The sequence below is a fragment of the Mycobacterium tuberculosis H37Rv genome (assembly GCF_000195955.2).
Classification (GTDB): domain Bacteria; phylum Actinomycetota; class Actinomycetes; order Mycobacteriales; family Mycobacteriaceae; genus Mycobacterium; species Mycobacterium tuberculosis.
In genome coordinates this window covers 965,977-992,596 of sequence record NC_000962.3, presented here as the reverse complement: position 1 = coordinate 992,596, position 26,620 = coordinate 965,977, and the positions used below count along the sequence as shown (strand labels likewise).

The following is a 26,620-nucleotide window of genomic DNA, read 5'->3' as shown; positions in this document are numbered from 1 at the left end:
GTGCGGGCACTGTTGGCGCAGAACCGGCTCGTGACGCTATGCGGAACCGGCGGTGTCGGCAAGACCCGTCTGGCAATCCAGATCGCGAGTGCATCCGAACTTCGCGACGGTTTGTGCTTTGTCGATCTGGCCCCGATCACTGAATCCGGGATCGTCGCAGCCACGGCTGCGCGCGCCGTGGGTCTGCCCGATCAGCCGGGCCGTTCAACCATGGATAGTCTTCGCCGATTCATCGGCAATCGCCGCATGCTCATGGTGTTGGACAACTGTGAACATCTTCTCGATGCGTGCGCAGCGTTGGTCGTTGAGCTATTGGGGGCCTGTCCGGAGCTGACGATCTTAGCGACTAGCCGGGAGCCGATCGGGATGGCCGGCGAGATCACCTGGCGCGTACCGTCGATGTCGATAACCGACGAAGCAGTCGAATTGTTTGCTGACCGAGCCAGCCGAGTTCAGCCCGGGTTCACCATCGCCAATCACAACGCCGCGGCCGTCGGCGAGATCTGCCGGCGGCTAGACGGCATACCGCTGGCGATCGAGTTCGCTGCCGCACGGGTGCGGTCGATGTCACCGCTCGAGATTGCCGACGGTCTGGACGACTGTTTCCGGCTGTTGGCCGGCGGTGTGCGGGGCGCGGTGCAGCGCCAGCAGACACTTCGCGCCTCGATCGATTGGTCGCATGCACTGCTGACCGAGACCGAGCAAATCTTGTTTCGGCGACTGGCGCCATTTGTCGGCGGGTTCGACCTCGCCGCGGTGCGGGCGGTCGCCGCCGGTAGCGACCTGGATCCGTTTTCGGTGCTTGATCAGCTGACCCTGCTGGTAGACAAGTCGCTGGTGGTGGCCGACGACTGCCAGGGCCGCACGCGGTACCGGCTGCTGGAAACGGTGCGTCGGTACGCGCTGGAAAAACTGGGCGACTCCGGCGAGGCCGATGTGCACGCACGTCACCGTGACTACTACACGGCGCTGGCCGCCTCACTCAACACTCCTGCGGACAACGATCACCAACGGCTTGTCGCCCGGGCTGAGACCGAGATCGACAACCTGCGCGCCGCGTTCGCCTGGAGCCGGGAAAATGGCCATATCACCGAAGCGTTACAGCTCGCATCTTCGCTGCAACCAATCTGGTTCGGGCGGGCGCACCTGCGCGAGGGGTTGTCCTGGTTCAACTCGATCCTGGAAGACCAAAGGTTCCACCGGCTCGCTGTGTCAACAGCAGTACGGGCGCGAGCGCTCGCTGACAAGGCAATGCTCAGTACCTGGCTGGCCACCAGTCCGGTAGGCGCCACCGACATCATCGCTCCCGCACAACAAGCGCTGGCGATGGCACGTGAGGTGGGCGACCCCGCCGCGTTGGTGCGGGCGCTCACCGCCTGCGGCTGTAGCAGTGGCTACAACGCGGAGGCCGCTGCGCCCTATTTCGCCGAAGCGACCGACCTGGCACGCGCTATTGACGACAAATGGACGCTGTGTCAAATCCTCTACTGGCGGGGGGTGGGGACCTGCATATCAGGTGACCCGAATGCTTTGCGAGCCGCGGCAGAAGAATGCCGCGACCTGGCCGACACCATCGGCGACCGGTTCGTCTCACGTCACTGCAGCTTGTGGCTTAGTTTGGCGCAGATGTGGGCTGGCAATCTGACCGAAGCCCTCGAGCTATCCAGGGAAATCACTGCCGAGGCCGAGGCATCCAACGATGTGCCGACAAAGGTTCTCGGCCTATATACCCAAGCCCAGGTGCTGGCGTATTGCGGCGCCAGCGCGGCCCACGCCATAGCCGGGGCGTGCATTGCAGCCGCGACGGAGTTAGGCGGTGTGTACCAAGGCATTGGTTATGCGGCGATGACGTACGCCGCGCTGGCCGCCGGTGATGTCACGGCAGCGCTCGAGGCCAGCGACGCGGCGCGGCCGATTCTTAGGGCCCAGCCCGACCAGGTGACCATGCACCAGGTCCTGATGGCGCAGTTAGCCCTGGCAGGAGGTGATGCGATCGCCGCACGACAGTTCGCCAACGACGCCGTCGATGCGACCAATGGGTGGCACCGAATGGTGGCGTTGACAATACGCGCGCGCGTAGCCACCGCACGGGGCGAACCAGAACTGGCGCGCGATGATGCTCATGCTGCGCTGGCGTGCGGCGCCGAGCTGCACATCTACCAGGGCATGCCAGATGCCATGGAACTCCTCGCCGGCCTGGCCGGCGAGGTCGGCAGTCACTCCGAAGGTGTCCGCCTTCTCGGTGCCGCAGCCGCCCTTCGGCAACAGACACGTCAGGTCCGCTTCAAGATTTGGGATGCCGGCTACCAGGCCTCGGTGACGGCGCTTCGTGAGGCGATGGGTGATGAGGATTTCGACCGCGCCTGGGCCGAGGGGGCCGCCTTGTCCACCGACGAGGCGATCGCATATGCACAACGCGGTCGCGGTGAACGCAAGCGACCGGCCCGCGGGTGGGGCTCGTTGACCCCGACCGAACGCGACGTCGTGCGGTTGGTCAGCGAGGGGTTATCCAACAAGGACATTGCAAAACGGCTTTTCGTCTCGCCGCGCACTGTGCAAACCCACCTCACCCACGTCTACGCCAAACTTGGCTTGCCCTCCCGAGTACAACTGGTAGACGAGGCGGCACGCCGCGGCTCACCCTCGTGACGATTCTCGCGGCACGCTCATCGCCGGCACCGTGATTGGCACCAGCCGGTAGCGTCGTTGCCGGGGCCAGGTGTGAGAATTCTCGTATGACAGTGGTCCCGGAGAATTTCGTCCCCGGCCTCGACGGCGTGGTGGCCTTTACGACCGAGATCGCCGAGCCGGACAAAGACGGCGGGGCCCTGCGCTACCGTGGCGTCGACATCGAAGACCTGGTAAGTCAGCGGGTCACCTTCGGCGATGTGTGGGCGCTGCTGGTGGACGGCAACTTCGGCAGCGGGCTGCCGCCGGCTGAACCGTTCCCGCTGCCGATTCACTCCGGCGATGTGCGCGTCGACGTCCAGGCCGGCCTGGCGATGCTGGCGCCCATCTGGGGATATGCGCCGCTGCTCGACATCGACGACGCCACCGCCCGCCAACAGCTGGCCCGGGCATCGGTGATGGCGCTGTCCTATGTCGCGCAATCCGCACGGGGCATCTACCAGCCGGCGGTCCCGCAGCGAATCATCGATGAATGCTCGACGGTCACAGCACGTTTCATGACGCGCTGGCAGGGCGAGCCAGACCCCAGACACATCGAGGCCATTGACGCCTACTGGGTGTCGGCCGCCGAGCACGGCATGAACGCTTCGACATTCACCGCGCGTGTGATCGCCTCAACTGGGGCGGATGTGGCAGCAGCGCTGTCGGGCGCAATCGGGGCGATGAGCGGACCGCTGCATGGTGGCGCGCCGGCGCGCGTCCTGCCGATGCTCGACGAGGTCGAACGCGCCGGCGATGCCCGCAGCGTGGTCAAGGGAATCCTGGACCGCGGCGAGAAACTGATGGGGTTCGGGCACCGGGTCTACCGCGCCGAGGACCCGCGGGCGCGGGTGCTGCGGGCGGCCGCCGAGCGGCTGGGCGCCCCCCGCTACGAGGTCGCGGTCGCGGTGGAGCAGGCTGCGCTGTCAGAACTGCGAGAGCGCCGTCCGGATCGGGCGATCGAGACCAATGTCGAATTCTGGGCCGCAGTGGTCCTGGACTTTGCCCGGGTACCGGCCAACATGATGCCAGCAATGTTCACCTGTGGGCGCACTGCCGGCTGGTGTGCCCACATTCTCGAGCAGAAGCGACTCGGCAAGCTGGTCCGCCCGTCGGCCATTTACGTGGGACCGGGCCCGCGCAGCCCGGAATCGGTCGACGGCTGGGAGCGGGTACTCACCACCGCCTGAGGCCGACGGCAAACCAGTTGGCGATCAACCGCTGTCACCGTACGGCCACGTTGTCCGCGACGTAGTGGAAGCCGACCACCGCCGGGCTGTGATCCGACAGTGGCTCACCCTTGGAATTGAAGAATTTCGGCGCCTCGTTGCCGTAGCTGACGGCCTGCAACGTCACTCCCTGGCCGCTTCGATAGAAGATCTTGTCGAGCAGCTCGCACTCGTTGCCGACCATGCAAGTGGGCGCGAACGGCGGTGTGGTGGGGCCGTGTTCTACCTGCACCCAGGCATCGGTGAGCCCGTTGACCTGCGCAAATTGCAACAGAGCGCTTTGGTCGTCGGAGTACCGCGCGTTGAAGTCGCCGGTGACGATGACCGCGCGGCCCGCCGAGTTCTGCTGGATGTAGTTGGCGACCTGCGCGAGGTTGGCGTTGGTGGTCGGCCCTCCACCGGTGTTGGTATGTAAGTTGTAGACGTCGACCGTGTCACCGCCGGGAAGCCGCATCTGGCTGTAGGTGAAGCCCTTCAAGGTGAGGCAGTTGTCGGATGTGCACTCATACCATGTCTGCCGGTCCAGCCGCTGCACCTTGAACTCCGAGAGGGTATTGAGCCCGTCGGAGAAGGGCACACCGATAGGCCACAGCAAGGTAGGCGGCTCCGGCGGGGTCTGGCTGGGCATCTTGGATTTCTTGATGAGGAATTGGTGGTAGGCGAAATCCTCCTGGACGTTCGCGACGTAGTAGGCGTTGAGCCGCTTCCCAATCTCTTTGGTGTAGAAGAACCGGGGCAGAATTGCGCTGGATAGCGGGAAGGGCAGCCCCGCGATGTTGTAGGTGAGCATGCTGAAGTCGCCGCTGATGGTGTCGGTCGGGGTGTTGCCGACGAACACGGTCACGGTGGCGACGTCGTCGTGCCCATGGAACGGACCCAGGTATCCCGCCAGACCGTGCACGTGCAGGCTGGTGTCATCGCTGACGTTCACACTGAAGGTATCGGTGCCAACGAAACCCGGATCGGCTGTGTAGATGAAGCTGGCCGTTCGTTGGTCGACGGTCACGATGCCATGCTGGGGTCCACCGGGTGCACCGCGCTCGCGCACCGCGAAGGTCATCCGGTTGCCATCGGGGTCGCAGGCGTCAAACCGGACCGGGCCGACGGTGCCCCCCTCAGGGACGCTGACTTGTTGCGGATTCGCTACCGGAGTGCGGTTTTCGATGATGGGCACCAACCCGTTGCGTACCGCGGCCAGAAAGTCGATCAGGGCATTGAGCAAGTCATCGGGGATGCTTCCGGGGTCTACCTGTCGCACGCCGACCTGTGGCACACTGGCGCCCGGTATCGCAGCCAACGAACTGGCGGACCCACCCAACGGCGAGCACGCGTCGACCGGCGAATCGGTGCTCGAGGAGCTCGGATCCGTCGGCGCGGCAGAGCCGATCGCGTGGGTAGTCACCGCCGCCCCCACCCCCAGGACAACGGCTAACGCCCCAACCTGGCCGATGCGTTTGGCGTAATCCATCGATTCTCCTTGTGCGCCCAGCAGGTTCACCGCGTGAACGGTTCGTAGCACTGATACGTATGCTTGTCAGCGAGCAGATCAAGTCCAGTCCGACCAATGCCAGGAGATCATCGGCTAGGCTCACGGTTTCGCCTGGGACGAGACGGTATTGAGTTCTGGCGTTGGACGGTCCGTGGCGTGGTGGGAAGTCTGACGCGGCATCAGAACGGTTGTCAATACCAGTCTTTGGGGGATATGGCCTATTTGGTGTCGTCGGGCCGCTCCACCGGATCCCTTTTCGAACGTTGCGCAAGCGCGGTCCAGTTACGGCCTGTTCACTGCGCGCTGGCGTAGCTGCGCGGCCTCGATCGGTTTGAACGTCATCGCAATTCCCGCAGTGGGTGAGTACCTGACGCTCCTGTGGTTTTCCTCAGGTGAGGGCATCAAAGTTAGCGGGACGGTGGTGTGTCTCGACGCTCTGCACGACCTCGGCGTTGTTCGTCCGGGAATATTGGGTTAGGCCGCGCAACGTGCAATCAATGGGAATCGGGATGTTGCCAACGTTGCCGGCGAGCCGCACGCGAACCTATTGTGCACATGGGTGAGTAATGAGCGAACGCGCCATTGAATTCACCTACTAGCCAGGTAGAGCCGGTACAGCTGTCCGCGCGAGCGATCCAACATGTCGGCGGCAGAGCCTTCCTGGATATACATCGGCTCATGTAGCTGGCTGATATTGTAGCGATCCTGGTGAGCGCATTGAGATGACAGATGTTGTTGTCGTCTCGTCCGGTTCGGTCGCGGCCTGAAGTCGACTGCTCGCTTGTCGACAGTCTTTTGCTAGTGCGAATGGGAGGCAGGTTTCGCAGCGCGACCCGTACCGACAATCGCGCTTCGCTGGGCGTGTGCAGCTGGCGTTGCCGGGGGCGGTTGGCCTAGCCGCCAAGGCGCCACATACCGGCGCTTGAGCGGGTGGCGCGGACATGGTCGGCATGGGTTGCGTGCAGAAAGTTTCAACTTGCGCTGTAACGGAAGAGCATTCGTGTCGAGACCGAAAAGTGCGCTTGTCGACACAAAGCAGCAATCACGTTGTGACGGAAAAGTATTCATTGAACACACCTGCGGTTGAGATTCGGCTTGCTGGCCACACCGCTGGGCGGTGGCCACGTGTCCGGCGATTGAATGACGGCACCGCGATGATTTTCCATCGCGCCGGGAGTCAATATCCGTGAGCCTGTCCGGGCCCCGGATTGGCCGAGCACACCAACAACAAGGAGACACCATGGCGATCAACGTCGAACCCGCTCTGTCACCACACCTTGTCGTCGACGACGCTGCCTCGGCGATCGACTTCTACGTCAAGGCCTTTGACGCCGTCGAACTGGGGCGCGTCCCCGGTCCCGATGGCAAACTGATCCACGCCGCACTACGCATCAACGGCTTTACGGTGATGCTCAACGACGACGTCCCGCAGATGTGCGGCGGCAAGTCGATGACGCCCACCTCGCTGGGCGGAACACCGGTCACCATTCATTTGACCGTCACCGATGTCGACGCCAAGTTCCAGCGTGCCCTGAACGCGGGCGCCACGGTGGTGACCGCCTTGGAGGACCAGCTCTGGGGAGACCGCTACGGGGTGGTCGCCGACCCGTTCGGCCACCACTGGTCGCTGGGCCAGCCGGTGCGCGAGGTCAACATGGATGAGATCCAAGCCGCCATGTCATCACAAGGGGACGGTTAGCACGATCGGCTGCCCCAGGTCACGCAGCCGGGCCAGCACGCGCCGCCGAAGCGGTTCCTTAGGCGCGCTGGTTGCTGCCGCGAGCATCTCGGCGACGTCGGTGAACTTGTTGCGGACCCGGCCGTCGGCGCTGCCGCGCGCAATCTCGGCCGCGTCGATGGCCCGCCATCCCGCACAGCCGATGGCTTGGGGCTGGCGGGCCTGCACCAGCTGATCCAGCGCCGTCGGTGTAGCCACCGGATCGGTCAGCCGGCCGTCGTTGAAGTCGGCCACCAACGCCTGAACGGTCTGCATAGAGCAGGACTTGTTCGTGCCGATGAACCCGGTGGGCCCGCGCTTGATCCAACCCGCGACGTATGCGCCGGGCACCGGCTCGCCGGTGCCCGGGTCGATGACCCGTCCACCATCGTTGGGCACGAGCGCGGCCTGCTCGTCGAACGGCAGGTCGGGAATCGGCTTGCCGCGGTAGCCAATCGACGTCAGCACCAGGCCAGCATCCAGTTGGCGCAGCTCGTCGGTTCCGGTGACCGAGAACTGAACTCCGCCGGCCCGCCGCTGGCCGAGGACGCGCCGCGGCGTGAGCCGATAGGCCAGCCGGATCCGCGGGCGCCCGACTCGTCGCGCAGGCGCCGACCCGTCCCCCAGCGTGCTCAAGATCTCCAGCTTGTTCCTGGTCAACGGATCGGCAACGATTGCCAGATCATCGAGTACTCGCTGATGATCTCCCGGGTCAAGCACGACGTCGGCTCCGGCCGTGAGCCCGATCAGCTCGGGCAGGGTGAACGCCGAATGGGCAGGACCGCGGCGGGCGGCGACCACCACCTCACGGACCGCCGAGTTGCGTAACGCGGACAACGCGTGGTCGGCGATGTCGGTGGCGGCCAGCTCGTGCGGATCGGCCGCAAGCACGCGCGCCACGTCGAGCGCGACATTCCCGTTGCCGATGATCACCACGCGTTCGTGACTGAGATCGACTGGCAGATCGTTGAAGTCGGGATGTCCGTTGAGCCACGCGACCAGCTCCGTGGCGGTACCGGTGCCCGGCAGTCCCATCCCGTCAATCGTCAGCCGGCGGTCGTCGGGCGCTCCGACCGCGTACAGCACGGCGTGATGGTGGGCCAATAGCTCGGCATGGCCTAGATGCTTGCCGATCTCGACGTTGAGATAGAACCGGAAGCGGCGATGACCGGCGATCCGGTCAAATAGTCGCGTGACCCGCTTGGTGTTCTGGTGATCCGGCGCCACCCCGGAGCGCACCAGCCCGTAGGGTGTCGGCAGCTTCTCAAAGACGTTGACCTGCACTCCCTGCTGGACCAGCAGCTCATCGGCGGCATACATCGCCGCGGGCCCGGACCCGACGACGGCTACCGTCAGCGGCTGCCGGCGCACACGCACCTCGGCGGCCGGAGTCACCGGAGCCAGCTTCGACGTCGGCGCTAGCTTCACGCCGGCGGGCCGCTTCGGGTAATACGACGCATTGATTTCGACGAACGGCAGCTGCTCGAAGTCCAACCGGGTGTTCGGCGCGATCGCGCTGACCGGGCAGGCGGTTACGCAGGCACCACAGTCCACGCAGGCCACCGGATCGATATAGAGCATTTCCGAGGTCGCGAAGCCCGGCTCGTCCGGCGTCGGGTGGATGCAGTTCACCGGACATGCGAAGACGCAGGACGCGTCGTTGCAGCACGACTGAGTAATTACGTGCGGCATGCGTGCACTCGTAGCAAGCTATGCGGCCGGCGCGGCAGCCAAGTGCTGACGCTGCGGCTCGCTGCGGTAGCGCGACGGCTTGCCGTCGATCTTGCAGAGTCGCCACACTAGCCGAGCGATCGGGTTCATCAATCCGGTATCGTGGGCCAGCATGCGGGCGTCGGCAAACATGTCGCACAACCACTTTCGCGACTCCGGCGAGCCGAAGAACAACTCCTTCTTGACCTCGCGCGGGATGTCGAATTCCTCCCAGAATGCCTTGGGCGGCACCACGATCGCGTTGCACAACGACCGCATCGTCAGGGGGAAGTAGAGCGAGATCCAGAACCGCTGCATCCGGGTCAGGCGCGGCAGCCGCTTACGCAAGTACTCGTGGGCGAACGAGATGTGCCGCGCTTCCTCGGCCACGTGAATGGACATCACTCGTTCCATGATCGGATGCAGCGACTTGCCTTCGCGCAACACGTTCTTTTGCGTGTGGTCGATGGGCTCCTCCCCAGCGAGCACGCCGATGAAGAAGGCCACCGGCAATGGTCCGGCCACCAGCGGAACCAGCGGTGAAACCCACCGCAGCCGCCGTGGCAGCCCCGGAACGTCCGCGCCGACACGGTTGACCATCTCCTGGAACATCATGGTGTGGTTGCACTCTTCGACCGATTCGTGCAGGCAATACCGGTATTCCGGTGAGCCGTTGGGCATCCAGAACGTGTAGTTCATCAGGCCGCGAATCAGGATGGATTCGAAGTGCAGCCCGACCTTGGCCACGTTGGCCTGGCGCCACATCCCGATCTCGATCTGGCGTTCCCGCGACTGCGCCTGGTACCAGGGGTGGCGGCCCAACGGATCGGTCGCCGGGAGGATCCACCGGGGATCGTTGTCCGTGACGGCGAACTCCGGCGACTCCCAGTCGATATCGGTGTACGGGTTGAAATTCCGCCGCACAGACCCCTCGGACAGTGTGGCCAGCATTTCCACGTACTCGGCGTCGTCGGCCACGTCCATGTTGCGGCGCCACCGCCGAACTATGCGCGTCCTGTCCATTCGAAGCCTCCCCACCGAGGTGTGCGTCCGCACGGGTATCGAACACGGTACCGCTGGTACCGGGAATTATCCAGACCCTTGGCGACACTATGACCCAGCCACCAGCCAGGGCTTGCATGTGAGCTTGTTCACACTACGCGCCTGTGCCGGCAGGCTTTCGTTCCGCTCGAGTCGCCGCGGTTCGGTACCCCTCACTACCCTGATGGCATGGCCGACCAGCTCACCCCCCACCTGGAAATTCCCACCGCCATCAAACCCCGCGACGGCCGCTTTGGGTCGGGCCCGTCGAAGGTCCGGCTTGAGCAACTGCAAACGCTGACCACCACCGCAGCGGCATTGTTCGGCACGTCGCACCGACAGGCGCCGGTCAAGAATCTGGTGGGCAGGGTTCGGTCAGGCCTGGCCGAGCTGTTCTCGTTGCCGGACGGCTATGAGGTGATACTGGGCAATGGTGGTGCCACGGCGTTCTGGGATGCGGCCGCCTTCGGGCTGATTGACAAACGCTCACTGCACTTGACTTACGGCGAGTTCAGCGCGAAGTTCGCTTCCGCCGTTTCCAAGAACCCGTTCGTCGGCGAGCCGATCATCATCACGTCGGATCCCGGCAGTGCTCCGGAGCCGCAAACCGACCCGTCAGTCGATGTGATCGCCTGGGCCCACAACGAGACCTCGACCGGGGTCGCGGTTGCGGTGCGCCGTCCGGAGGGCTCCGATGACGCCTTGGTCGTCATCGACGCCACCTCCGGTGCTGGCGGCCTACCGGTCGACATCGCCGAGACCGACGCCTACTACTTCGCACCGCAGAAGAACTTCGCCAGCGACGGCGGCCTGTGGCTGGCCATCATGAGCCCGGCCGCCCTGAGCCGGATCGAGGCCATCGCCGCGACCGGTCGCTGGGTTCCTGATTTCCTGTCCCTGCCGATCGCGGTCGAGAACAGCTTGAAGAACCAGACATACAACACACCGGCCATCGCCACGCTGGCGCTGCTGGCCGAACAGATCGACTGGCTGGTGGGTAACGGTGGCTTGGACTGGGCGGTCAAACGCACCGCGGACTCGTCGCAGCGGTTGTACTCGTGGGCGCAAGAGCGGCCCTACACCACGCCATTTGTCACCGACCCCGGGTTGCGGTCGCAGGTGGTGGGCACGATCGACTTCGTCGACGACGTCGACGCCGGGACCGTCGCGAAGATCCTGCGGGCTAACGGCATCGTCGACACCGAGCCGTATCGCAAACTGGGCCGAAACCAGCTGCGGGTCGCGATGTTCCCCGCGGTCGAGCCGGACGACGTCAGCGCCCTCACCGAGTGCGTCGACTGGGTGGTCGAGCGGCTTTAGCGCTGCCTTAGTGCGGCTGTGACCGGGCATTCCGGTCACCAGCGCCATGCCGGCAAGACACCTCCGCGTGTCAACGAGGCTAACGGCGTTTACCGCACTAGAGTGCGCACGTAACAGGTCCGGCGTTGTCCTGCCCGGAGCCTGCGAGGAGAAGCCATGCGGGAACTCAAAGTCGTTGGGCTCGATGCCGACGGCAAAAACATCATCTGCCAGGGTGCCATCCCGTCCGAACAGTTCAAGCTGCCGGTCGACGACCGACTGCGGGCGGCGCTACGGGACGACTCCGTCCAGCCGGAGCAAGCCCAGCTGGACATCGAGGTCACCAACGTGCTGAGCCCCAAGGAGATTCAGGCCCGAATTCGGGCCGGCGCGTCTGTCGAACAGGTCGCTGCGGCATCGGGCTCCGACATCGCCCGTATCCGCCGGTTTGCCCACCCGGTACTGTTGGAACGCTCGCGCGCGGCCGAGCTGGCAACCGCGGCGCACCCGGTCCTGGCCGACGGCCCGGCGGTGCTGACCATGCAGGAGACCGTCGCCGCGGCCCTGGTGGCACGCGGCCTTAACCCCGACAGCCTCACCTGGGACGCGTGGCGCAACGAGGACAGTCGCTGGACGGTGCAGCTTGCCTGGAAGGCTGGCCGCTCCGACAACCTGGCGCATTTCCGCTTCACCCCCGGCGCCCACGGCGGAACCGCCACCGCGATCGACGACACGGCCCATGAGCTGATCAACCCCACCTTCAATCGCCCGCTACGGCCGTTGGCGCCGGTCGCCCATCTCGACTTCGATGAGCCCGAGCCCGCACAGCCGACGCTCACGGTGCCGTCCGCACAGCCGGTCAGCAACCGACGAGGCAAACCCGCCATACCTGCCTGGGAAGATGTGCTGCTCGGGGTGCGCTCAGGCGGGCGTCGCTAGCCGTCCCCCAACGTCAAGGCGAGCAGCGCCAACCACGCGCCCGCCACGCCCACTGCCGCGCCAAGCACGAACCAGCGCAGCACTGGGGTGCGGCGCCAGCCCCACAGCGTAGGGGCCAACCCGCTGACCGCCACAATGTTGAGACCGACGGCCAACAGCGGATGCACGCGGATCAGGCCGAGGCTCAGCACCACGACCGCAACCGCGATGACTGCGGCGACGAAGCCGGCGACCGCCAAACCCGTTGCCCAGGGCACGGCTTGGTCGCGCTGATCGTTCACGTGCCGGGCCCAATGTGATGGCCCGACCTAGTCCGCTCGTAGAAAGCCAATGCGGCCGCCGTCGCGACGTTGAGGGAGTCGGTCCCTCGGGACATCGGAATGCGCACCCGCACATCGCTAATCCGCAGTGCGGCCGCCGTTAGGCCCGGGCCCTCCGCGCCCACCAGTAGCGCAATCCGTTCGTGCGACACCGCGGCGATGGCCTCCGGTAGTTTGCACGCGTTGCCGTGTGGGGTCATCGCCAACAGTCGAAAGCCGCTCTCTTTCAACGTCATAAGTTCGGTGGGCCAGTCGGCCGCGCGTGCATATGGCACCAATAACGCGTGTCCCATGGATACCCGGACCGCACGACGGTAGAGCGGATCAGCGCAGCCGGTGCCGAACACTACCGCGTCCACGCTCAGCCCTGCCGCGTTGCGGAAGATCGAGCCCAGGTTCTCATGGTCGTTAACGCCTTCCAACACTGCGACGGTGCGCGCCCCGGCGACCACCTGAGCAACGCTCGGCTCCGGCACCCGGCCCGCGGCTGCCAACACCCCACGATTGAGATGGAAGCCGATCACCCGTGCCATGACATCAGCCGACGCTCGATAGTACGGCGCGCCGACACCGGCCAGATCATCCTTGAGCTCGGCCAGCCGGCGGTCGGTGCCGAACAGCGCCAGCGGCGTGAACCGTGAGGCCAGCATGCGCTGCACCACCAGCACACCCTCGGCGATCACCAACGCCTTGCCGGTCGGCAGATCGGGACGACGGTCGATGCTGTTCAGGTCACGGAAATCGTCGAGCCGTGGGTCGTCGGGATCGCAGACGTCCTGAACATCGAGGCCGTCGGGGTGCTGGGCACAACGGCCTTCGGTCACGGGCTTTCGTCGACCAGAGCCAGCATCAGATCGGCGGCGCTGCGCAGGATGTCACGCTCGCTGCGGTTCAGCGTCGCGAGCCGCTCAGCCAGCCACTCCTGCCGGGCCCGCCGTGCCGCCTTGACCAATTCGGCGCCCGATTCCGACACCGAGACCAGCACCTGCCGACCGTCGATGGGGTGTGGGGCGCGGTCTACAAAACCCATGTCGGCCAATGAGGCGATCACCCTGGTCATCGACGGTGGCCGGACCCGTTCACGAATCGCCAACGCACCCGGGGTCATCGCGCCCTCATTGGCCAGCGTCGTCAACGCTGAGAGCTGGGACAGCGAGACCGGCGATGACGGGTTCCGAAACCGCAGTTGGCGGGAGAGCCGCATGACCGCCAATGACAAGTCGCTGGCCAGCCGCGCATCGCTGTCAAGCACAGCTGAGGTTACAACGGAAGTTCAGACTAGGGCATCTGAAACGGCGAACGACGATTTCGGTTCCACCCATTGCCGGCCGACGACCCACCAGCAGGTGGTGGTACCTCCCGCTGGTGCGGAAGCCACCCACCCCGGGCCGTTCGCCGACGCATCATCGCCGCGCTATGTTGACTCGGGATGAGCGTCGAAAATAGTCAGATTCGCGAGCCGCCACCGCTACCACCCGTGCTGCTCGAGGTGTGGCCGGTGATCGCGGTCGGCGCGCTCGCCTGGCTGGTCGCCGCGGTGGCCGCATTCGTCGTGCCTGGCCTCGCAAGTTGGCGTCCGGTGACAGTGGCCGGGCTGGCAACAGGGTTGCTCGGCACGACCATCTTCGTCTGGCAGCTCGCCGCTGCCCGCCGTGGCGCACGCGGCGCACAAGCCGGACTCGAAACCTATCTCGACCCGAAATAGCCACGGCCGGTTGCCTGCCCGGGTGTTCAACGTCGACACCTAAACCACTGCGACACCCGGCTTCCCGGAACCCGGCTGTCGGGGTTGGCGACAGGATTTCGATGAAAACCCCGACAATGTGCCGCGATTGGACATACCGTCGTTTGCCAAGGTGCTCAAGTTGTCGAGCGATCGCGCCACTGTAGTCGACCGAGGCCCGCCGGCGCGGATCGCGGCAGCCGGGTCCCGCCGTCGTGGTGGCTAGGCCGGGGGTGGCCAGCTGAGAAGGGATGGCGTGATGAATTTCATGGTGCTGCCGCCGGAGGTTAATTCGGCGCGGATCTACGCCGGTGCGGGGCCGGCCCCGATGCTGGCGGCGGCGGTGGCCTGGGATGGGCTGGCCGCCGAGCTGGGGATGGCAGCGGCCTCGTTTTCGTTGCTGATCTCAGGCCTAACGGCTGGGCCGGGTTCGGCGTGGCAGGGTCCGGCGGCGGCCGCGATGGCGGCCGCGGCCGCACCGTATCTGAGTTGGCTGAACGCGGCGACGGCACGCGCTGAGGGGGCGGCTGCCGGGGCCAAGGCTGCGGCCGCAGTATATGAGGCCGCGCGGGCAGCGACCGCACATCCAGCATTGGTGGCGGCCAATCGCAACCAGTTGCTGTCGTTGGTGCTCTCGAATCTGTTTGGGCAGAATTTGCCAGCGATCGCAGCGACCGAGGCGTCCTATGAGCAGTTGTGGGCACAGGATGTGGCGGCGATGGTGGGTTATCACGGTGGAGCCTCGACGGTGGCTTCGCAGTTGACCCCGTGGCAGCAGCTGCTGAGTGTCTTGCCGCCCGTGGTGACCGCCGCGCCGGCCGGTGCGGTGGGGGTCCCAGCAGCGCTCGCGATCCCGGCCCTGGGCGTCGAGAACATCGGCGTGGGGAACTTCTTGGGCATCGGCAACATCGGCAACAACAACGTGGGCAGCGGCAACACCGGCGACTACAACTTCGGCATCGGGAATATCGGCAACGCCAACCTCGGCAACGGCAACATCGGCAATGCAAACCTGGGCAGCGGAAACGCCGGCTTCTTCAACTTCGGCAACGGAAACGACGGCAACACCAACTTCGGCAGCGGAAATGCCGGCTTCCTCAACATCGGCAGTGGAAACGAAGGTTCTGGAAACCTCGGCTTCGGAAACGCCGGCGACGACAACACGGGATGGGGTAATTCGGGCGACACCAACACGGGCGGCTTCAACTCGGGGGACCTGAACACCGGCATCGGCAGCCCGGTCACTCAAGGCGTCGCGAACTCGGGCTTCGGCAACACGGGCACCGGTCACTCGGGCTTCTTTAACTCCGGCAATAGTGGCTCCGGCTTCCAGAACTTGGGCAACGGCAGCTCCGGCTTCGGAAACGCGAGCGACACTAGCTCCGGCTTCCAGAATGCAGGCACCGCGTTAACTCGGGCTTCTTCAACGTGGGCAGATTCACCTCGGGCTTGGCCAATACGGGCACCCTCCAGACTTCAGGTGTGGCGAACTCGGGCGACAACAGCTCGGGAGTGTTCAATACGGGTGATAATCAGTCGGGTTTCTTCGACTGGTGCCCCCCCCCAAAAAAAAGTAGGGAACAGCGGGTGAGAGAAAACCTATGATTCAGCCGGCTTCTCGATGATGTCGAGCACACCGTCGTCGTACGGCTCATAAATGGGTGTGCTGCCACCGGCCGGCGCAGTGGTGTCGGAATGGGCGCCACAGCCGTATTGCCTATCGACAACATGCCCGTCAGCGGACAGTTCGTTACCACATACCCCGAACATTGCGCCCAGCGACCCGGCCAGCGGCAGGAAGAAACCGCAGTCGCGGCAGACGCGTTTCGTCGACCGCGCCATAGCAGAGCCGGGACCATAGTCGCCGTCGTGCCACCGTTGGGCCGACTGGGCGCGACCCCAGGCGCTCATCACCCAGCGCCGACCCAACCCGATCTCTGCGGCGGTCTCGTCAACCTGCGCATCACCACTGGCGGTGTAACCCGGAACCAGCCGCGGATCATCCTTCGCCGGCGCCAGCAGATCTCCGGGGCTCAAGTCTCCCGGCCGCACCCGTTGCTCCCACGGCACCCAATCCGGCGCCAGCAGTGCGGTAGGCCCCGGGACCAGCACCACCTCGCTGATCGTGGCATGGTCCGCACCGGAATAGCTCGCCACCACGACGGCCCATTGCCATCCCTGGTAGCCAGGCAGATGCGCGATGAACCGGTGGGTGGCGGCGTTGCCATCCTCGTAGCTGACGCCCAGGTAGTCTCCCACCGCCTCCGGGCCGCTGAACTCCACAACGGCGGCCCTGGCTTGGTCGGCCGCACCCCTGAGCACCGCCGCTAACCCCTCGGGCCAGTCGGCCACAGTCGCCACGGCAGACTCCTCGGTGGGCCCGGTCACGCTGTCCCCTCTCTGTAACGCGCTTCCAATACTGCCGGAAGACACGGCCGGCAAGCCACACCCGGTTGGCTACGCCAGGAGTCCGGATAGGACAGAATTGATTTGTGTCCGGACGGCGAGGTGATCATCCGGGCCGGATGGCCCCAACCCCGGGCCGCCGGACCCGAAACGGATCGGTCAACGGGCACCCTGGCATGGCCAACTACCCTCCCGACGACGCCAACTATCGCCGATCGCGTCGACCTCCGCCGATGCCCAGTGCCAACCGCTATCTCCCGCCGCTGGGCGAGCAGCCCGAACCTGAACGCAGCCGCGTACCGCCACGGACTACAAGGGCGGGCGAGCGGATCACCGTCACCCGCGCCGCGGCCATGCGCAGCCGCGAAATGGGTTCTCGGATGTACTTGCTGGTGCACCGGGCCGCTACCGCAGACGGCGCCGACAAGTCTGGACTGACGGCATTGACCTGGCCGGTAATGGCGAACTTCGCGGTCGACTCGGCAATGGCGGTAGCACTGGCAAACACACTATTCTTTGCGGCCGCCAGCGGGGAGAGCAAGTCCAGGGTCGCCTTGTACCTGTTGATCACCATCGCGCCGTTCGCCGTGATCGCTCCACTCATCGGTCCGGCACTCGACCGGCTGCAGCATGGCCGTCGCGTCGCCTTGGCGCTGTCATTCGGACTTCGGACCGCGTTGGCGGTGGTGCTGATCATGAACTACGACGGCGCCACCGGCAGCTTCCCGTCATGGGTGCTCTATCCCTGTGCGCTGGCCATGATGGTGTTCTCGAAGTCGTTCAGCGTGCTGCGCAGCGCAGTGACACCGAGGGTGATGCCGCCAACCATCGACTTGGTCCGGGTCAACTCACGGCTGACCGTGTTCGGCCTGCTCGGCGGCACCATCGCTGGTGGCGCGATTGCGGCCGGAGTCGAATTCGTCTGCACCCACCTGTTCCAGCTGCCGGGCGCGTTGTTCGTCGTCGTCGCGATCACCATCGCTGGCGCTTCGCTGTCGATGCGCATTCCGCGCTGGGTCGAGGTGACCAGCGGTGAGGTCCCGGCCACATTGAGCTACCACCGGGATAGGGGCAGACTACGGCGACGCTGGCCGGAGGAAGTCAAGAACCTCGGCGGAACACTCCGACAACCGTTGGGCCGCAACATCATTACCTCCCTGTGGGGTAACTGCACCATCAAGGTGATGGTCGGCTTTCTGTTCTTGTATCCGGCGTTTGTCGCCAAGGCGCACGAAGCCAACGGGTGGGTGCAATTGGGCATGCTGGGCCTGATCGGCGCGGCGGCCGCGGTCGGCAACTTCGCCGGCAATTTCACCAGCGCACGCCTGCAGCTAGGCAGGCCAGCTGTGCTGGTGGTGCGCTGCACCGTGCTAGTTACCGTGTTAGCCATCGCGGCCGCGGTGGCCGGCAGCCTGGCAGCGACAGCGATTGCCACCCTGATCACGGCAGGGTCCAGTGCCATTGCTAAAGCCTCGCTGGACGCCTCGTTGCAGCACGACCTGCCCGAGGAGTCGCGGGCATCGGGGTTTGGGCGTTCCGAGTCGACTCTTCAGCTGGCCTGGGTGCTGGGCGGCGCGGTGGGCGTGTTGGTGTACACCGAGCTGTGGGTGGGCTTCACTGCGGTGAGCGCGCTGCTGATCCTGGGTCTGGCTCAGACCATCGTCAGCTTCCGCGGCGATTCGCTGATCCCTGGCCTGGGCGGTAATCGGCCCGTGATGGCCGAGCAAGAAACCACCCGTCGTGGTGCGGCGGTGGCGCCGCAGTGAAGCGCGGTGTCGCAACGCTGCCGGTGATCCTGGTGATTCTGCTCTCGGTGGCGGCCGGGGCCGGTGCATGGCTGCTAGTACGCGGACACGGTCCGCAGCAACCCGAGATCAGCGCTTACTCGCACGGGCACCTGACCCGCGTGGGGCCCTATTTGTACTGCAACGTGGTCGACCTCGACGACTGTCAGACCCCGCAGGCGCAGGGCGAATTGCCGGTAAGCGAACGCTATCCCGTGCAGCTCTCGGTACCCGAAGTCATTTCCCGGGCGCCGTGGCGTTTGCTGCAGGTATACCAGGACCCCGCCAACACCACCAGCACCTTGTTTCGGCCGGACACCCGGTTGGCGGTCACCATCCCCACTGTCGACCCGCAGCGCGGGCGGCTGACCGGGATTGTCGTGCAGTTGCTGACGTTGGTGGTCGACCACTCGGGTGAACTACGCGACGTTCCGCACGCGGAATGGTCGGTGCGCCTTATCTTTTGACGAGGCCGCGGCTCGACGGCCGACCGCGCTTAAGCGCGGTCGGCGCCAACGGTCCGAAGAGCCGCCGACACCCGGGGCACATCGGCGCATCATGGAACTGTGCGGATCGGAGTCGGGGTTTGCACCACGCCCGACGCGCGGCAGGCCGCGGTGGAGGCTGCGGGCCAGGCGCGCGACGAGCTGGCGGGTGAGGCGCCGTCGCTGGCGGTGTTGCTTGGATCGCGTGCACACACCGACCGGGCTGCCGACGTCCTGAGCGCGGTGCTGCAGATGATCGATCCGCCCGCGCTTGTCGGTTGCATCGCCCAGGCCATCGTCGCCGGCCGCCACGAGATCGAGGACGAGCCCGCGGTGGTGGTGTGGCTGGCGTCCGGCTTGGCCGCCGAGACATTCCAGCTGGACTTTGTCCGTACCGGCTCGGGTGCCCTGATCACCGGTTATCGGTTCGACCGCACCGCCCGGGATCTGCATCTGCTGCTGCCGGACCCGTACACATTCCCGTCGAACCTGCTCATCGAGCACCCCAACACCGACCTGCCGGGCACCGCCGTCGTGGGCGGCGTGGTGAGCGGCGGGCGCCGGCGGGGCGACACCCGGCTGTTCCGCGATCACGACGTGCTCACCTCCGGCGTCGTCGGCGTGCGCCTGCCCGGGATGCGCGGTGTCCCGGTCGTGTCGCAGGGTTGCCGGCCGATCGGCTACCCATACATCGTCACCGGCGCGGACGGCATACTGATCACCGAGCTCGGCGGCCGTCCGCCGTTGCAGCGACTGCGTGAGATCGTCGAGGGGCTGTCGCCCGACGAAAGGGCACTCGTCAGCCACGGCCTACAGATCGGGATCGTCGTCGACGAGCACCTGGCGGCTCCGGGTCAGGGCGATTTCGTGATCCGCGGGCTGCTCGGCGCCGACCCGTCGACCGGGTCGATCGAGATCGACGAGGTTGTCCAGGTCGGCGCCACCATGCAGTTCCAGGTCCGTGACGCGGCCGGGGCCGACAAGGACCTACGCCTGACCGTGGAGCGGGCCGCGGCGCGGCTGCCCGGACGCGCGGCTGGAGCGCTGTTGTTCACCTGCAACGGGCGGGGGCGGCGGATGTTCGGGGTCGCCGACCACGACGCGTCGACGATCGAGGAACTCCTAGGCGGAATTCCGCTTGCCGGCTTCTTCGCCGCCGGAGAGATCGGCCCGATCGCGGGCCGCAATGCCCTGCACGGATTCACCGCATCGATGGCGCTGTTTGTCGACGACATGGAATAGAACCTGCACCCAGACGCGATACGCGCCAGCGTGGTACCCGACGAGACTCGGGCGGTCCCCCGCGGACGTGACCGGCCACGCGGGCGCCCTAAAGTTTCGCTTCGCTCGATGGCGACACCGTCAAGAACCGCCGAGCCAGATTGGCCTCGGTGGATGGACCCGGTTCCCAGGACGCGATCCACGGTCCGGTGCCTTCGGACTGATCGAGTATCCCTTGCTCCAGCCAGGTGTAGCGGCCCTCCAGCACATCGTTTGCCAGCCGAACGTCGATGCTGTCGGTGTTGGACCACAACGCGTCGAACAGCGCCTCCACCCGCAACGTGGCCTGCTGGCAGAACGCCTCGGCCAGTTCGTATGCCTGCTCACCCTCGACCGGATCGGCCGTTCGCTGCGCCTCGGCGCGCACACACGCCGCGGAGATGGCGAATAGCTCGGCGCCGATATCCACGATGCGGCCGAGGAACCCTTGCTTTTTCTCCAGGCTGGCCTGCCAGCGCGCCATCCCGTAGAAGGTGTTGCGGGCCAATTTGCGTGACGAGCGTTCGACAAAACGCAGATGTGTCGCCAGGGCGCCGAACTCGCGGTACGTCGTGGGTAGTTGGCCTTCGCCGAAAACCAGCTTCGGCAACCACTTCGCGTAGAACCCGCTGGCGCCGGCCGCCGCCGCGGCCTTCTGCCGCAGATCGGCCTTAGGGTTCGCCAGATCACCCGCGGCAGTGAGGTGCGCGTCGACCGCTTCACGCGCGATGAGCAGCCGCATGATCTCACTGGACCCTTCGAAGATCCGGTTGATCCGCAGGTCCCGCACCATCTGCTCCACTGGTACCGCCCGCTCACCGCGCGCGGCGAGGGATTCGGCGGTCTCGTATCCGCGGCCACCGCGGATCTGTAGCAACTCATCGCCAACCAGGCAGGCCATCTCACTGGACCACAATTTAGCCAGCGCAGCCTCGATCCGGATGTCGTTGCGGCCTTCGTCGGCCATCTGACTGGACAGCTCGACCACCGCATCGAGCGCGTAATTGGTGGCGGCAATGAACGAGATCTTGCTGGCTACCGCTTCATGTTGGCCAACCGGCTTGCCCCATTGCACTCGCTCGACGGACCATTCCCGCGCTATCTTCAGCGCCTGTTTCGCAACTCCGGTTGCGATCGCCGGTAGGGACAGCCGTCCGGCGTTGAGTGTGGTCAGCGCGATCTTCAGACCGTCGCCTTCCCTGCCGATCAAGTTGTCTTTGGGCACCCTGACGCGATGAAGCCGGGTCACGCCGTTTTCGATGCCACGCAGTCCCATGAACTTGTTGCGCCGCTCCACGGTGATCCCGGGCGAATCAGCCTCGACGACAAAGGCGCTGATTCCCCCTCGGTGCCCTTCACTGCGCGGTACCCGCGCCATAACCACTAGCAGGTCCGCTACCACACCGTTGGTGGTCCACAACTTCACACCCTCAAGCTCGTAAGCCTGGCCGTCATCGATCGGCGTCGCCGTCGATGCCATGCGCGCCGGATCGGAGCCCACATCGGGTTCGGTTAGTAAAAAGGCCGATATCGCGCCGGCCGCACACCGCGGTAGGAACCGCCGCTTCTGTTCCGCAGTCCCGGCAAGCTTGAGCGGTTCAGGTACCCCGATCGACTGATGCGCCGACAACAACGCGCCAAGACTGGAATGAACCGTCGTGACCATCATCAGCACGCGGTTGTAGGCGACTTGCGACATGTTCAACCCGCCGTACTCGGACGGAATCTTCAAGCCGAAACAGCCCAGCTCGGCCAGGCCTTTCACGTACTCGTCGGGGATCTGGGCAGCACGCTCGATGACGCTGCCGTCCACGGTGTCGAGGAATTCCCGCAGTTTGACCAGAAACGCCTCGGTTCGGGCCTCCTCGGCGTCCGACGGCTTGGGAAATGGGTGTATGAGCCCTAAGGGAAAGCGGCCCAGAAAGAGTTCTTTGGCGAAGGACGGTTTATCCCAACCACTTTCGCGAGATTCCTCGGCAAGGGCCCGCGCTTGCTCCTCGGTGACCTGAGTTTGCTGTGCCATCGCCGCCTCCTCGCTGACGAATCACGAAGGTTGCCTACCACTACCTATCTGTCCGAATACTACGTGGCACCCACTGCGGACGGGCCGCTACCAAAGTCACGGTCACCGGTGCTCGCCGCCAACGACGGCTGCGACGCTGAGGCAGGGTCGGGGCCGCCGTTTTTCCATGTCAAGAAATAGAAACTGGAGACGCCGACCCGCGTTCGCGCTAACGTTAGTAACAGCCGATCGGTCAACGAAGACCCTGCGGGAGGACAGCGATGTCGTATGTATTGGCGACGCCGGAGATGGTGGCAGCGGCAGCAAACAATTTGGCGCAGATCGGCTCGACGTTGAGCGCGGCCAATGCCGCGGCGCTGGCCCCGACCACCGGAGTGCTGGCCGCGGGCGCCGACGAGGTGTCGGCAGCGGTGGCGTCGCTGTTTTCCGGGCACGCCCAGGCCTATCAGACACTCGGCACGCAGGCGGCCGCGTTTCATGAACGGTTTATCCAGGCCTTGAGCACGGCTGCGGGCGCATATGGTAGCGCCGAGGCCGCAAATGCCTCCCCGCTGCAGCAAGCGTTGAATGTGATCAACGCGCCCACGCAGACGCTGCTCGGGCGCCCCCTGATCGGCAACGGCACCAATGGTGCGCCGGGTACCGGGCAGGCCGGCGGGCCGGGTGGCTTGTTGTATGGCAACGGCGGCAATGGCGGGTCCGGCGGGGTCGGCCAAGCCGGCGGAGCCGGCGGCAGCGCCGGGTTGATCGGCATCGGCGGGACCGGGGGGGCCGGAGGGGCCGGCGCGGTCGGCGGCGTCGGCGGCAACGGGGGGTGGTTATACGGCAATGGCGGGGCCGGCGGGCTCGGGGGGACCGGGGTGGCCGGCGTCAATGGCGGTATGGGCGCAGCAGGAGGTGCCGGCGGCAACGCCTACCTGTTCGGTTCTGGCGGCGCGGGCGGGCAGGGCGGTATGGGGGCAGCCGGGGCAGACGGCGTCAACCCCACACCCACCGGCACCGCTGATGCCGGCAGTACCGGCACCGACCAGACGCTGGGCGGCAACGCCATAGGCGGTAACGGTGGCCCCGGCGATGCCGGCGACGCGATGACGTCCGGCGGCGCTGGCGGGTCTGGCGGGAACGCCGTCTCAACCGTCAACGGCGACGCCGTGGGCGGTGAGGGAGGCAAAGGGGGTGAGGGCGCCTATGGCGGCGCTGGCGGCGCCGGCGGCAGCGCCGCTTCCATCGGCAATGCAGCCATAGGAGGTAACGGCGGTGCCGGCGGGAACGCCCAGGCCCCCGGCGGTGTGGGGGGCGCCGGCGGCGAAGGCGGGGATGCCCAGGTGGGCACCAATTCTCCCAGCAACGCGGAAGCCGGTAACGGCGGCAGCGGCGGCAACGGCTTCGACAGCTTCGCTTCCGGCGGTACCGGCGGAGCGGGCGGAACCGGGGGCGCCGGTGGCCGCGGCGGGCTGCTGATCGGCGACGGCGGCGCCGGCGGCGCGGGCGGAGTCGGTGGTACCGGTGGTAGCGGTGCCCCCGGCGGCGGCGGCGGCGCCGGGGGCGACGGCGGTGCCGCCAACACCGACAGCGCCGGCAGTTCACGCAAGGCGTTCGGGGGCGATGGCGGTGTGGGCGGTGACGGCGCGAGCGCCCTCGGCACCGGTGGCGAAGGCGGTATCGGCGGCCAGGGCGGTAACGGGGGTGCTGGCGGGCTGCTCATCGGCAACGGCGGCGCCGGTGGTGTCGGCGGCACGGCCGGTGCCGGTGGTACTGGTGGTTCCGGTGGTGCTGGAGGTGCCGGAGGCGCCGGTGGTGGCGGCACCAACAGTGGTCCGGGCGCAGCGTTTGGCGGTAACGGCAACACCGGCGGCAACGGCGGCAACGGCGGCGCCCCCGGCGCCCTCGGCGGCAAGGGCGGGTCCGGCGGGCTGATTGGCCGCGCGGGCAGCGACGGTGGCGTTGGTGCCGGAGGAGCGGGCGGCGCGGGTGGCGCCGGCGGCACAGGCGGTGAGGGCGGCACGGGCGGCGACGGGAAAACCACCGACGGCAATCCCGGCATGGGCGGCAGCCCGGGCAGCGCCGGCCAACCCGGCTAACTGCTAGCCGGTCGTCGTCTCGTCAAACCGAGTGCGGCGGAATCGATCCGACCGTGACCCTGGAACGGCGCGGCGTTGCCAGCTCGGCGCAATTGGGCCAGCGCACCACCCGACCCCGTTAGGACTCGAACTCCCGCGCCACCGCCCGGACAACCTCGGCGACCCGGCGAGCAGTCTTGCGATCCGGGTAGCGCCCCTTACGCAGCTCCGGCTGCACGGTGCTTTCCAGCAACGTGATCATGTCCTCGACCATGCCGTGCAGCTCATCGGGGCTGTGCTTGTGCTCGGCCGCCGGCTCACGGCGCGGCCGGGAGAGGCTGGGCGGCGGTTCGATCAATCTGAGACTCAATGCCTGCGGTCCGCGCCGCCCGGAGGCGATGCCAAATTCCACCCGCTGCCCGGCTTTGAGTGCCTCGACACCCGTGGGCAACGCCGAGGAGCGGACGTAGACATCCTCGCCACCCTCCTGTGACAGGAAGCCGAACCCCTTGTCGGGGTCGTACCACTTCACCTTGCCGGTCGGCACTGGTCTCACCTGCTTGTCTGACGGATCGCTCGGATTGGCAACAGAAGACGCGTCCCGCCTGCGCGGGACGCGATGACGATCTGAAGATCCTACTCGGATCGTCGGCCGCCGAGCACCCCTGCTTACCCCTCACGCGGTAGGCTTGCGCTACCGCTGGAGGCGATATGCGACTAATCCTGAACGTTATCTGGTTGGTGTTCGGTGGCCTCTGGCTGGCCCTCGGGTACCTGCTGGCGTCGCTTGTCTGCTTCCTGCTCATCATCACCATTCCGTTTGGCTTCGCGGCGCTGCGCATCGCGTCGTACGCGTTGTGGCCGTTCGGCCGGACGATCGTCGAAAAGCCAACCGCCGGGACCGGGGCCTTGATCGGCAACGTCATCTGGGTGCTGCTGTTCGGGATCTGGCTGGCCCTCGGGCATTTGGTGAGTGCCGCGGCAATGGCAGTCACGATCATCGGCATTCCGCTAGCACTGGCCAACTTGAAACTGATCCCGGTGTCGCTGGTGCCGCTGGGCAAGGACATCGTCGGGGTCAACTCACAGGTGCCCACATGACACTGACCGCGCTGGGCATGCCGGCGCTGCGCAGCCGCACCAACGGCATTGCCGACCCGCGGGTCGTACCCACCACTGGCCCTTTGGTGGACACGTTCGGCCGGGTCGCCAACGATCTGCGGGTGTCGCTAACCGACCGCTGCAACCTGCGGTGCAGCTACTGCATGCCTGAGCGAGGGCTGAGGTGGCTGCCCGGCGAGCAACTGCTGCGGCCCGACGAACTGGCCAGGCTGATACACATCGCGGTAACTCGGCTCGGCGTCACCAGCGTGCGGTTCACCGGCGGCGAGCCGCTATTGGCCCACCACCTCGACGAGGTGGTCGCAGCGACAGCTAGGCTGCGGCCGCGCCCGGAGATCTCGCTGACCACCAACGGGGTGGGACTGGCGCGGCGGGCGGGCGCCCTGGCCGAAGCGGGCCTGGACCGGGTCAACGTCTCGCTGGATAGCATCGACCGCGCCCACTTCGCTGCTATCACCCGTCGGGACCGGCTTGCGCATGTGCTGGCCGGCTTGGCCGCCGCCAAGGCAGCCGGGTTGACACCCGTCAAGGTGAACGCCGTCCTCGACCCCACGACCGGCCGCGAGGATGTCGTCGACCTGCTGAGGTTCTGCCTAGAGCGCGGTTATCAATTGCGAGTCATCGAGCAGATGCCGCTGGACGCGGGGCATAGCTGGCGGCGGAACATCGCACTGAGCGCCGACGACGTGCTGGCGGCGCTGCGGCCCCACTTCCGGCTACGGCCCGACCCGGCACCGCGCGGTTCGGCCCCGGCCGAACTCTGGCTGGTCGACGCCGGACCGAACACGCCACGCGGACGGTTCGGTGTCATCGCCTCGGTGTCGCACGCCTTCTGTTCGACGTGCGACCGCACCCGGCTGACCGCCGATGGCCAGATCCGCAGCTGTCTGTTCTCCACCGAGGAGACCGACCTGCGCCGCCTACTGCGCGGCGGTGCTGACGACGACGCGATCGAGGCGGCATGGCGTGCCGCGATGTGGAGCAAACCCGCCGGCCACGGCATCAACGCCCCCGATTTCATTCAGCCCGACCGCCCGATGAGCGCGATCGGTGGCTAACCGGTGACGCAGGTGTCCGACGAATCCGCCGGAATTCAGGTGACTGTCCGCTACTTCGCGGCCGCCCGAGCGGCCGCTGGTGCCGGGTCGGAGAAAGTCACCCTGCGATCTGGCGCCACAGTCGCCGAGCTGATAGACGGCCTGTCGGTCCGCGATGTTCGCCTCGCGACGGTGTTGAGTCGATGCTCCTACCTGCGCGACGGGATTGTCGTCCGAGATGACGCCGTCGCGTTATCCGCCGGCGACACGATTGACGTACTACCCCCTTTCGCCGGCGGCTAAGGCCAT

23 protein-coding genes are annotated in these 26,620 nt (G+C 66.2%); 14 read left to right on the top strand and 9 right to left on the bottom strand.

Annotated elements, in window-relative coordinates; genetic code table 11:
• Positions 1–2,649: an HTH-type transcriptional regulator gene (locus tag Rv0890c; protein NP_215405.1), complete on the top strand. Its 2,649-nt coding sequence runs from the start codon at positions 1–3 to the stop codon at positions 2,647–2,649.
• A gap of 86 nt (positions 2,650–2,735) precedes the next feature.
• The gene (gene citA / locus Rv0889c) at positions 2,736–3,857 is read left to right on the top strand and encodes a citrate synthase 2 (RefSeq protein NP_215404.1); all 1,122 of its coding nucleotides are present in this window, start codon (positions 2,736–2,738) and stop codon (positions 3,855–3,857) included.
• A gap of 34 nt (positions 3,858–3,891) precedes the next feature.
• Here the strand turns inward: citA and Rv0888 are convergent, their stop codons facing one another.
• The gene (locus Rv0888; RefSeq protein NP_215403.1) at positions 3,892–5,364 is read right to left on the bottom strand and encodes a hypothetical protein; all 1,473 of its coding nucleotides are present in this window, start codon (positions 5,362–5,364) and stop codon (positions 3,892–3,894) included.
• 1,261 nt (positions 5,365–6,625) lie between these two features.
• Here Rv0888 and Rv0887c point away from each other — a divergent pair.
• A complete protein-coding gene (locus Rv0887c) occupies positions 6,626–7,084 on the top strand; it encodes a hypothetical protein (RefSeq protein NP_215402.1) in 459 nt (152 codons plus the stop codon).
• Here the strand turns inward: Rv0887c and fprB are convergent.
• Positions 7,067–8,794, bottom strand: coding sequence for a ferredoxin/ferredoxin--NADP reductase (gene fprB, locus Rv0886; RefSeq protein NP_215401.1), 1,728 nt, complete (start codon positions 8,792–8,794; stop codon positions 7,067–7,069). The genes Rv0887c and fprB overlap by 18 nt on opposite strands.
• Before the next feature lie 18 nt (positions 8,795–8,812).
• Positions 8,813–9,835 carry a hypothetical protein gene (locus tag Rv0885; RefSeq protein NP_215400.1) on the bottom strand — a complete coding sequence of 341 codons (1,023 nt, stop codon included), beginning with the start codon at positions 9,833–9,835 and terminating at the stop codon, positions 8,813–8,815.
• Positions 9,836–10,042: 207 nt separating this feature from the next.
• Here Rv0885 and serC point away from each other — a divergent pair, with 207 nt between their 5' ends.
• Both serC and Rv0883c read left to right on the top strand, forming a co-directional pair.
• Positions 10,043–11,173: a phosphoserine aminotransferase gene (serC, locus tag Rv0884c; RefSeq protein ID NP_215399.1), complete on the top strand. Its 1,131-nt coding sequence runs from the start codon at positions 10,043–10,045 to the stop codon at positions 11,171–11,173.
• A 156-nt stretch (positions 11,174–11,329) separates the two neighbouring features.
• Positions 11,330–12,091: a hypothetical protein gene (locus Rv0883c; protein NP_215398.1), complete on the top strand. Its 762-nt coding sequence runs from the start codon at positions 11,330–11,332 to the stop codon at positions 12,089–12,091.
• Here the strand turns inward: Rv0883c and Rv0882 are convergent.
• From Rv0882 to Rv0880, 3 genes are read right to left on the bottom strand one after another with little or no spacing between them, the layout of a single operon-like run.
• Positions 12,088–12,372, bottom strand: a complete 285-nt coding sequence (locus tag Rv0882; RefSeq protein NP_215397.1) for a transmembrane protein — start codon at positions 12,370–12,372, stop codon at positions 12,088–12,090. The two genes, Rv0883c and Rv0882, sit on opposite strands and share 4 nt — an antisense overlap.
• Positions 12,369–13,235 carry a tRNA/rRNA methyltransferase gene (locus tag Rv0881; RefSeq protein NP_215396.1) on the bottom strand — a complete coding sequence of 289 codons (867 nt, stop codon included), beginning with the start codon at positions 13,233–13,235 and terminating at the stop codon, positions 12,369–12,371. The genes Rv0882 and Rv0881 overlap by 4 nt, the downstream gene beginning before the upstream one ends.
• Positions 13,232–13,663, bottom strand: a complete 432-nt coding sequence (locus Rv0880; protein ID NP_215395.1) for an HTH-type transcriptional regulator — start codon at positions 13,661–13,663, stop codon at positions 13,232–13,234. Before Rv0880 ends, Rv0881 begins: the two co-directional genes overlap by 4 nt.
• A gap of 177 nt (positions 13,664–13,840) precedes the next feature.
• Here Rv0880 and Rv0879c point away from each other — a divergent pair, with 177 nt between their 5' ends.
• Together Rv0879c and PPE13 are read left to right on the top strand one after the other, a co-directional pair.
• Complete coding sequence (locus tag Rv0879c; RefSeq protein NP_215394.1) at positions 13,841–14,116, top strand: transmembrane protein; 276 nt, start codon at positions 13,841–13,843, stop codon at positions 14,114–14,116.
• A 277-nt stretch (positions 14,117–14,393) separates the two neighbouring features.
• A complete protein-coding gene (gene PPE13, locus Rv0878c; protein YP_177764.1) occupies positions 14,394–15,725 on the top strand; it encodes a PPE family protein PPE13 in 1,332 nt (443 codons plus the stop codon).
• Between the two features lie 8 nt (positions 15,726–15,733).
• Here the strand turns inward: PPE13 and Rv0877 are convergent, their stop codons facing one another.
• On the bottom strand, positions 15,734–16,522 hold the full coding sequence (locus Rv0877; protein NP_215392.1) for a hypothetical protein: 789 nt from the start codon (positions 16,520–16,522) through the stop codon (positions 15,734–15,736).
• Between the two features lie 137 nt (positions 16,523–16,659).
• On the opposite strand from Rv0877, the gene Rv0876c reads away from it, so the two are divergent.
• The 3 genes from Rv0876c (at position 16,660) to Rv0874c (ending at position 20,051) form a co-directional block, all read left to right on the top strand.
• On the top strand, positions 16,660–18,306 hold the full coding sequence (locus tag Rv0876c) for a transmembrane protein (protein ID NP_215391.1): 1,647 nt from the start codon (positions 16,660–16,662) through the stop codon (positions 18,304–18,306).
• Positions 18,303–18,791, top strand: a complete 489-nt coding sequence (locus tag Rv0875c; protein ID NP_215390.1) for a hypothetical protein — start codon at positions 18,303–18,305, stop codon at positions 18,789–18,791. The genes Rv0876c and Rv0875c overlap by 4 nt, the downstream gene beginning before the upstream one ends.
• A gap of 99 nt (positions 18,792–18,890) precedes the next feature.
• Positions 18,891–20,051: a hypothetical protein gene (locus Rv0874c; RefSeq protein NP_215389.1), complete on the top strand. Its 1,161-nt coding sequence runs from the start codon at positions 18,891–18,893 to the stop codon at positions 20,049–20,051.
• An 88-nt stretch (positions 20,052–20,139) separates the two neighbouring features.
• Here the strand turns inward: Rv0874c and fadE10 are convergent, their stop codons facing one another.
• Positions 20,140–22,092: an acyl-CoA dehydrogenase gene (gene fadE10 / locus Rv0873; protein NP_215388.1), complete on the bottom strand. Its 1,953-nt coding sequence runs from the start codon at positions 22,090–22,092 to the stop codon at positions 20,140–20,142.
• 260 nt (positions 22,093–22,352) lie between these two features.
• Between fadE10 and PE_PGRS15 the strand changes: the two genes are divergently transcribed.
• Positions 22,353–24,173 (top strand): PE-PGRS family protein PE_PGRS15, encoded by a 1,821-nt coding sequence (PE_PGRS15, locus tag Rv0872c; protein YP_177763.1) that lies wholly within the window; start codon positions 22,353–22,355, stop codon positions 24,171–24,173.
• 118 nt (positions 24,174–24,291) lie between these two features.
• On the opposite strand, the gene cspB is transcribed toward PE_PGRS15, so the two are convergent.
• A complete protein-coding gene (gene cspB / locus Rv0871; RefSeq protein NP_215386.1) occupies positions 24,292–24,699 on the bottom strand; it encodes a cold shock-like protein CspB in 408 nt (135 codons plus the stop codon).
• Between the two features lie 164 nt (positions 24,700–24,863).
• Here cspB and Rv0870c point away from each other — a divergent pair, with 164 nt between their 5' ends.
• Genes Rv0870c through moaD2 form a run of 3 tightly spaced genes read left to right on the top strand, consistent with a single transcriptional unit; the run spans position 24,864 to position 26,614 of the window.
• On the top strand, positions 24,864–25,253 hold the full coding sequence (locus Rv0870c; protein ID NP_215385.1) for an integral membrane protein: 390 nt from the start codon (positions 24,864–24,866) through the stop codon (positions 25,251–25,253).
• On the top strand, positions 25,250–26,332 hold the full coding sequence (gene moaA2, locus Rv0869c; protein NP_215384.1) for a molybdenum cofactor biosynthesis protein MoaA: 1,083 nt from the start codon (positions 25,250–25,252) through the stop codon (positions 26,330–26,332). Before Rv0870c ends, moaA2 begins: the two co-directional genes overlap by 4 nt.
• Positions 26,333–26,335: 3 nt before the next feature.
• The gene (gene moaD2, locus Rv0868c) at positions 26,336–26,614 is read left to right on the top strand and encodes a cyclic pyranopterin monophosphate synthase (protein ID NP_215383.1); all 279 of its coding nucleotides are present in this window, start codon (positions 26,336–26,338) and stop codon (positions 26,612–26,614) included.
• Positions 26,615–26,620: the final 6 nt, after the last annotated feature.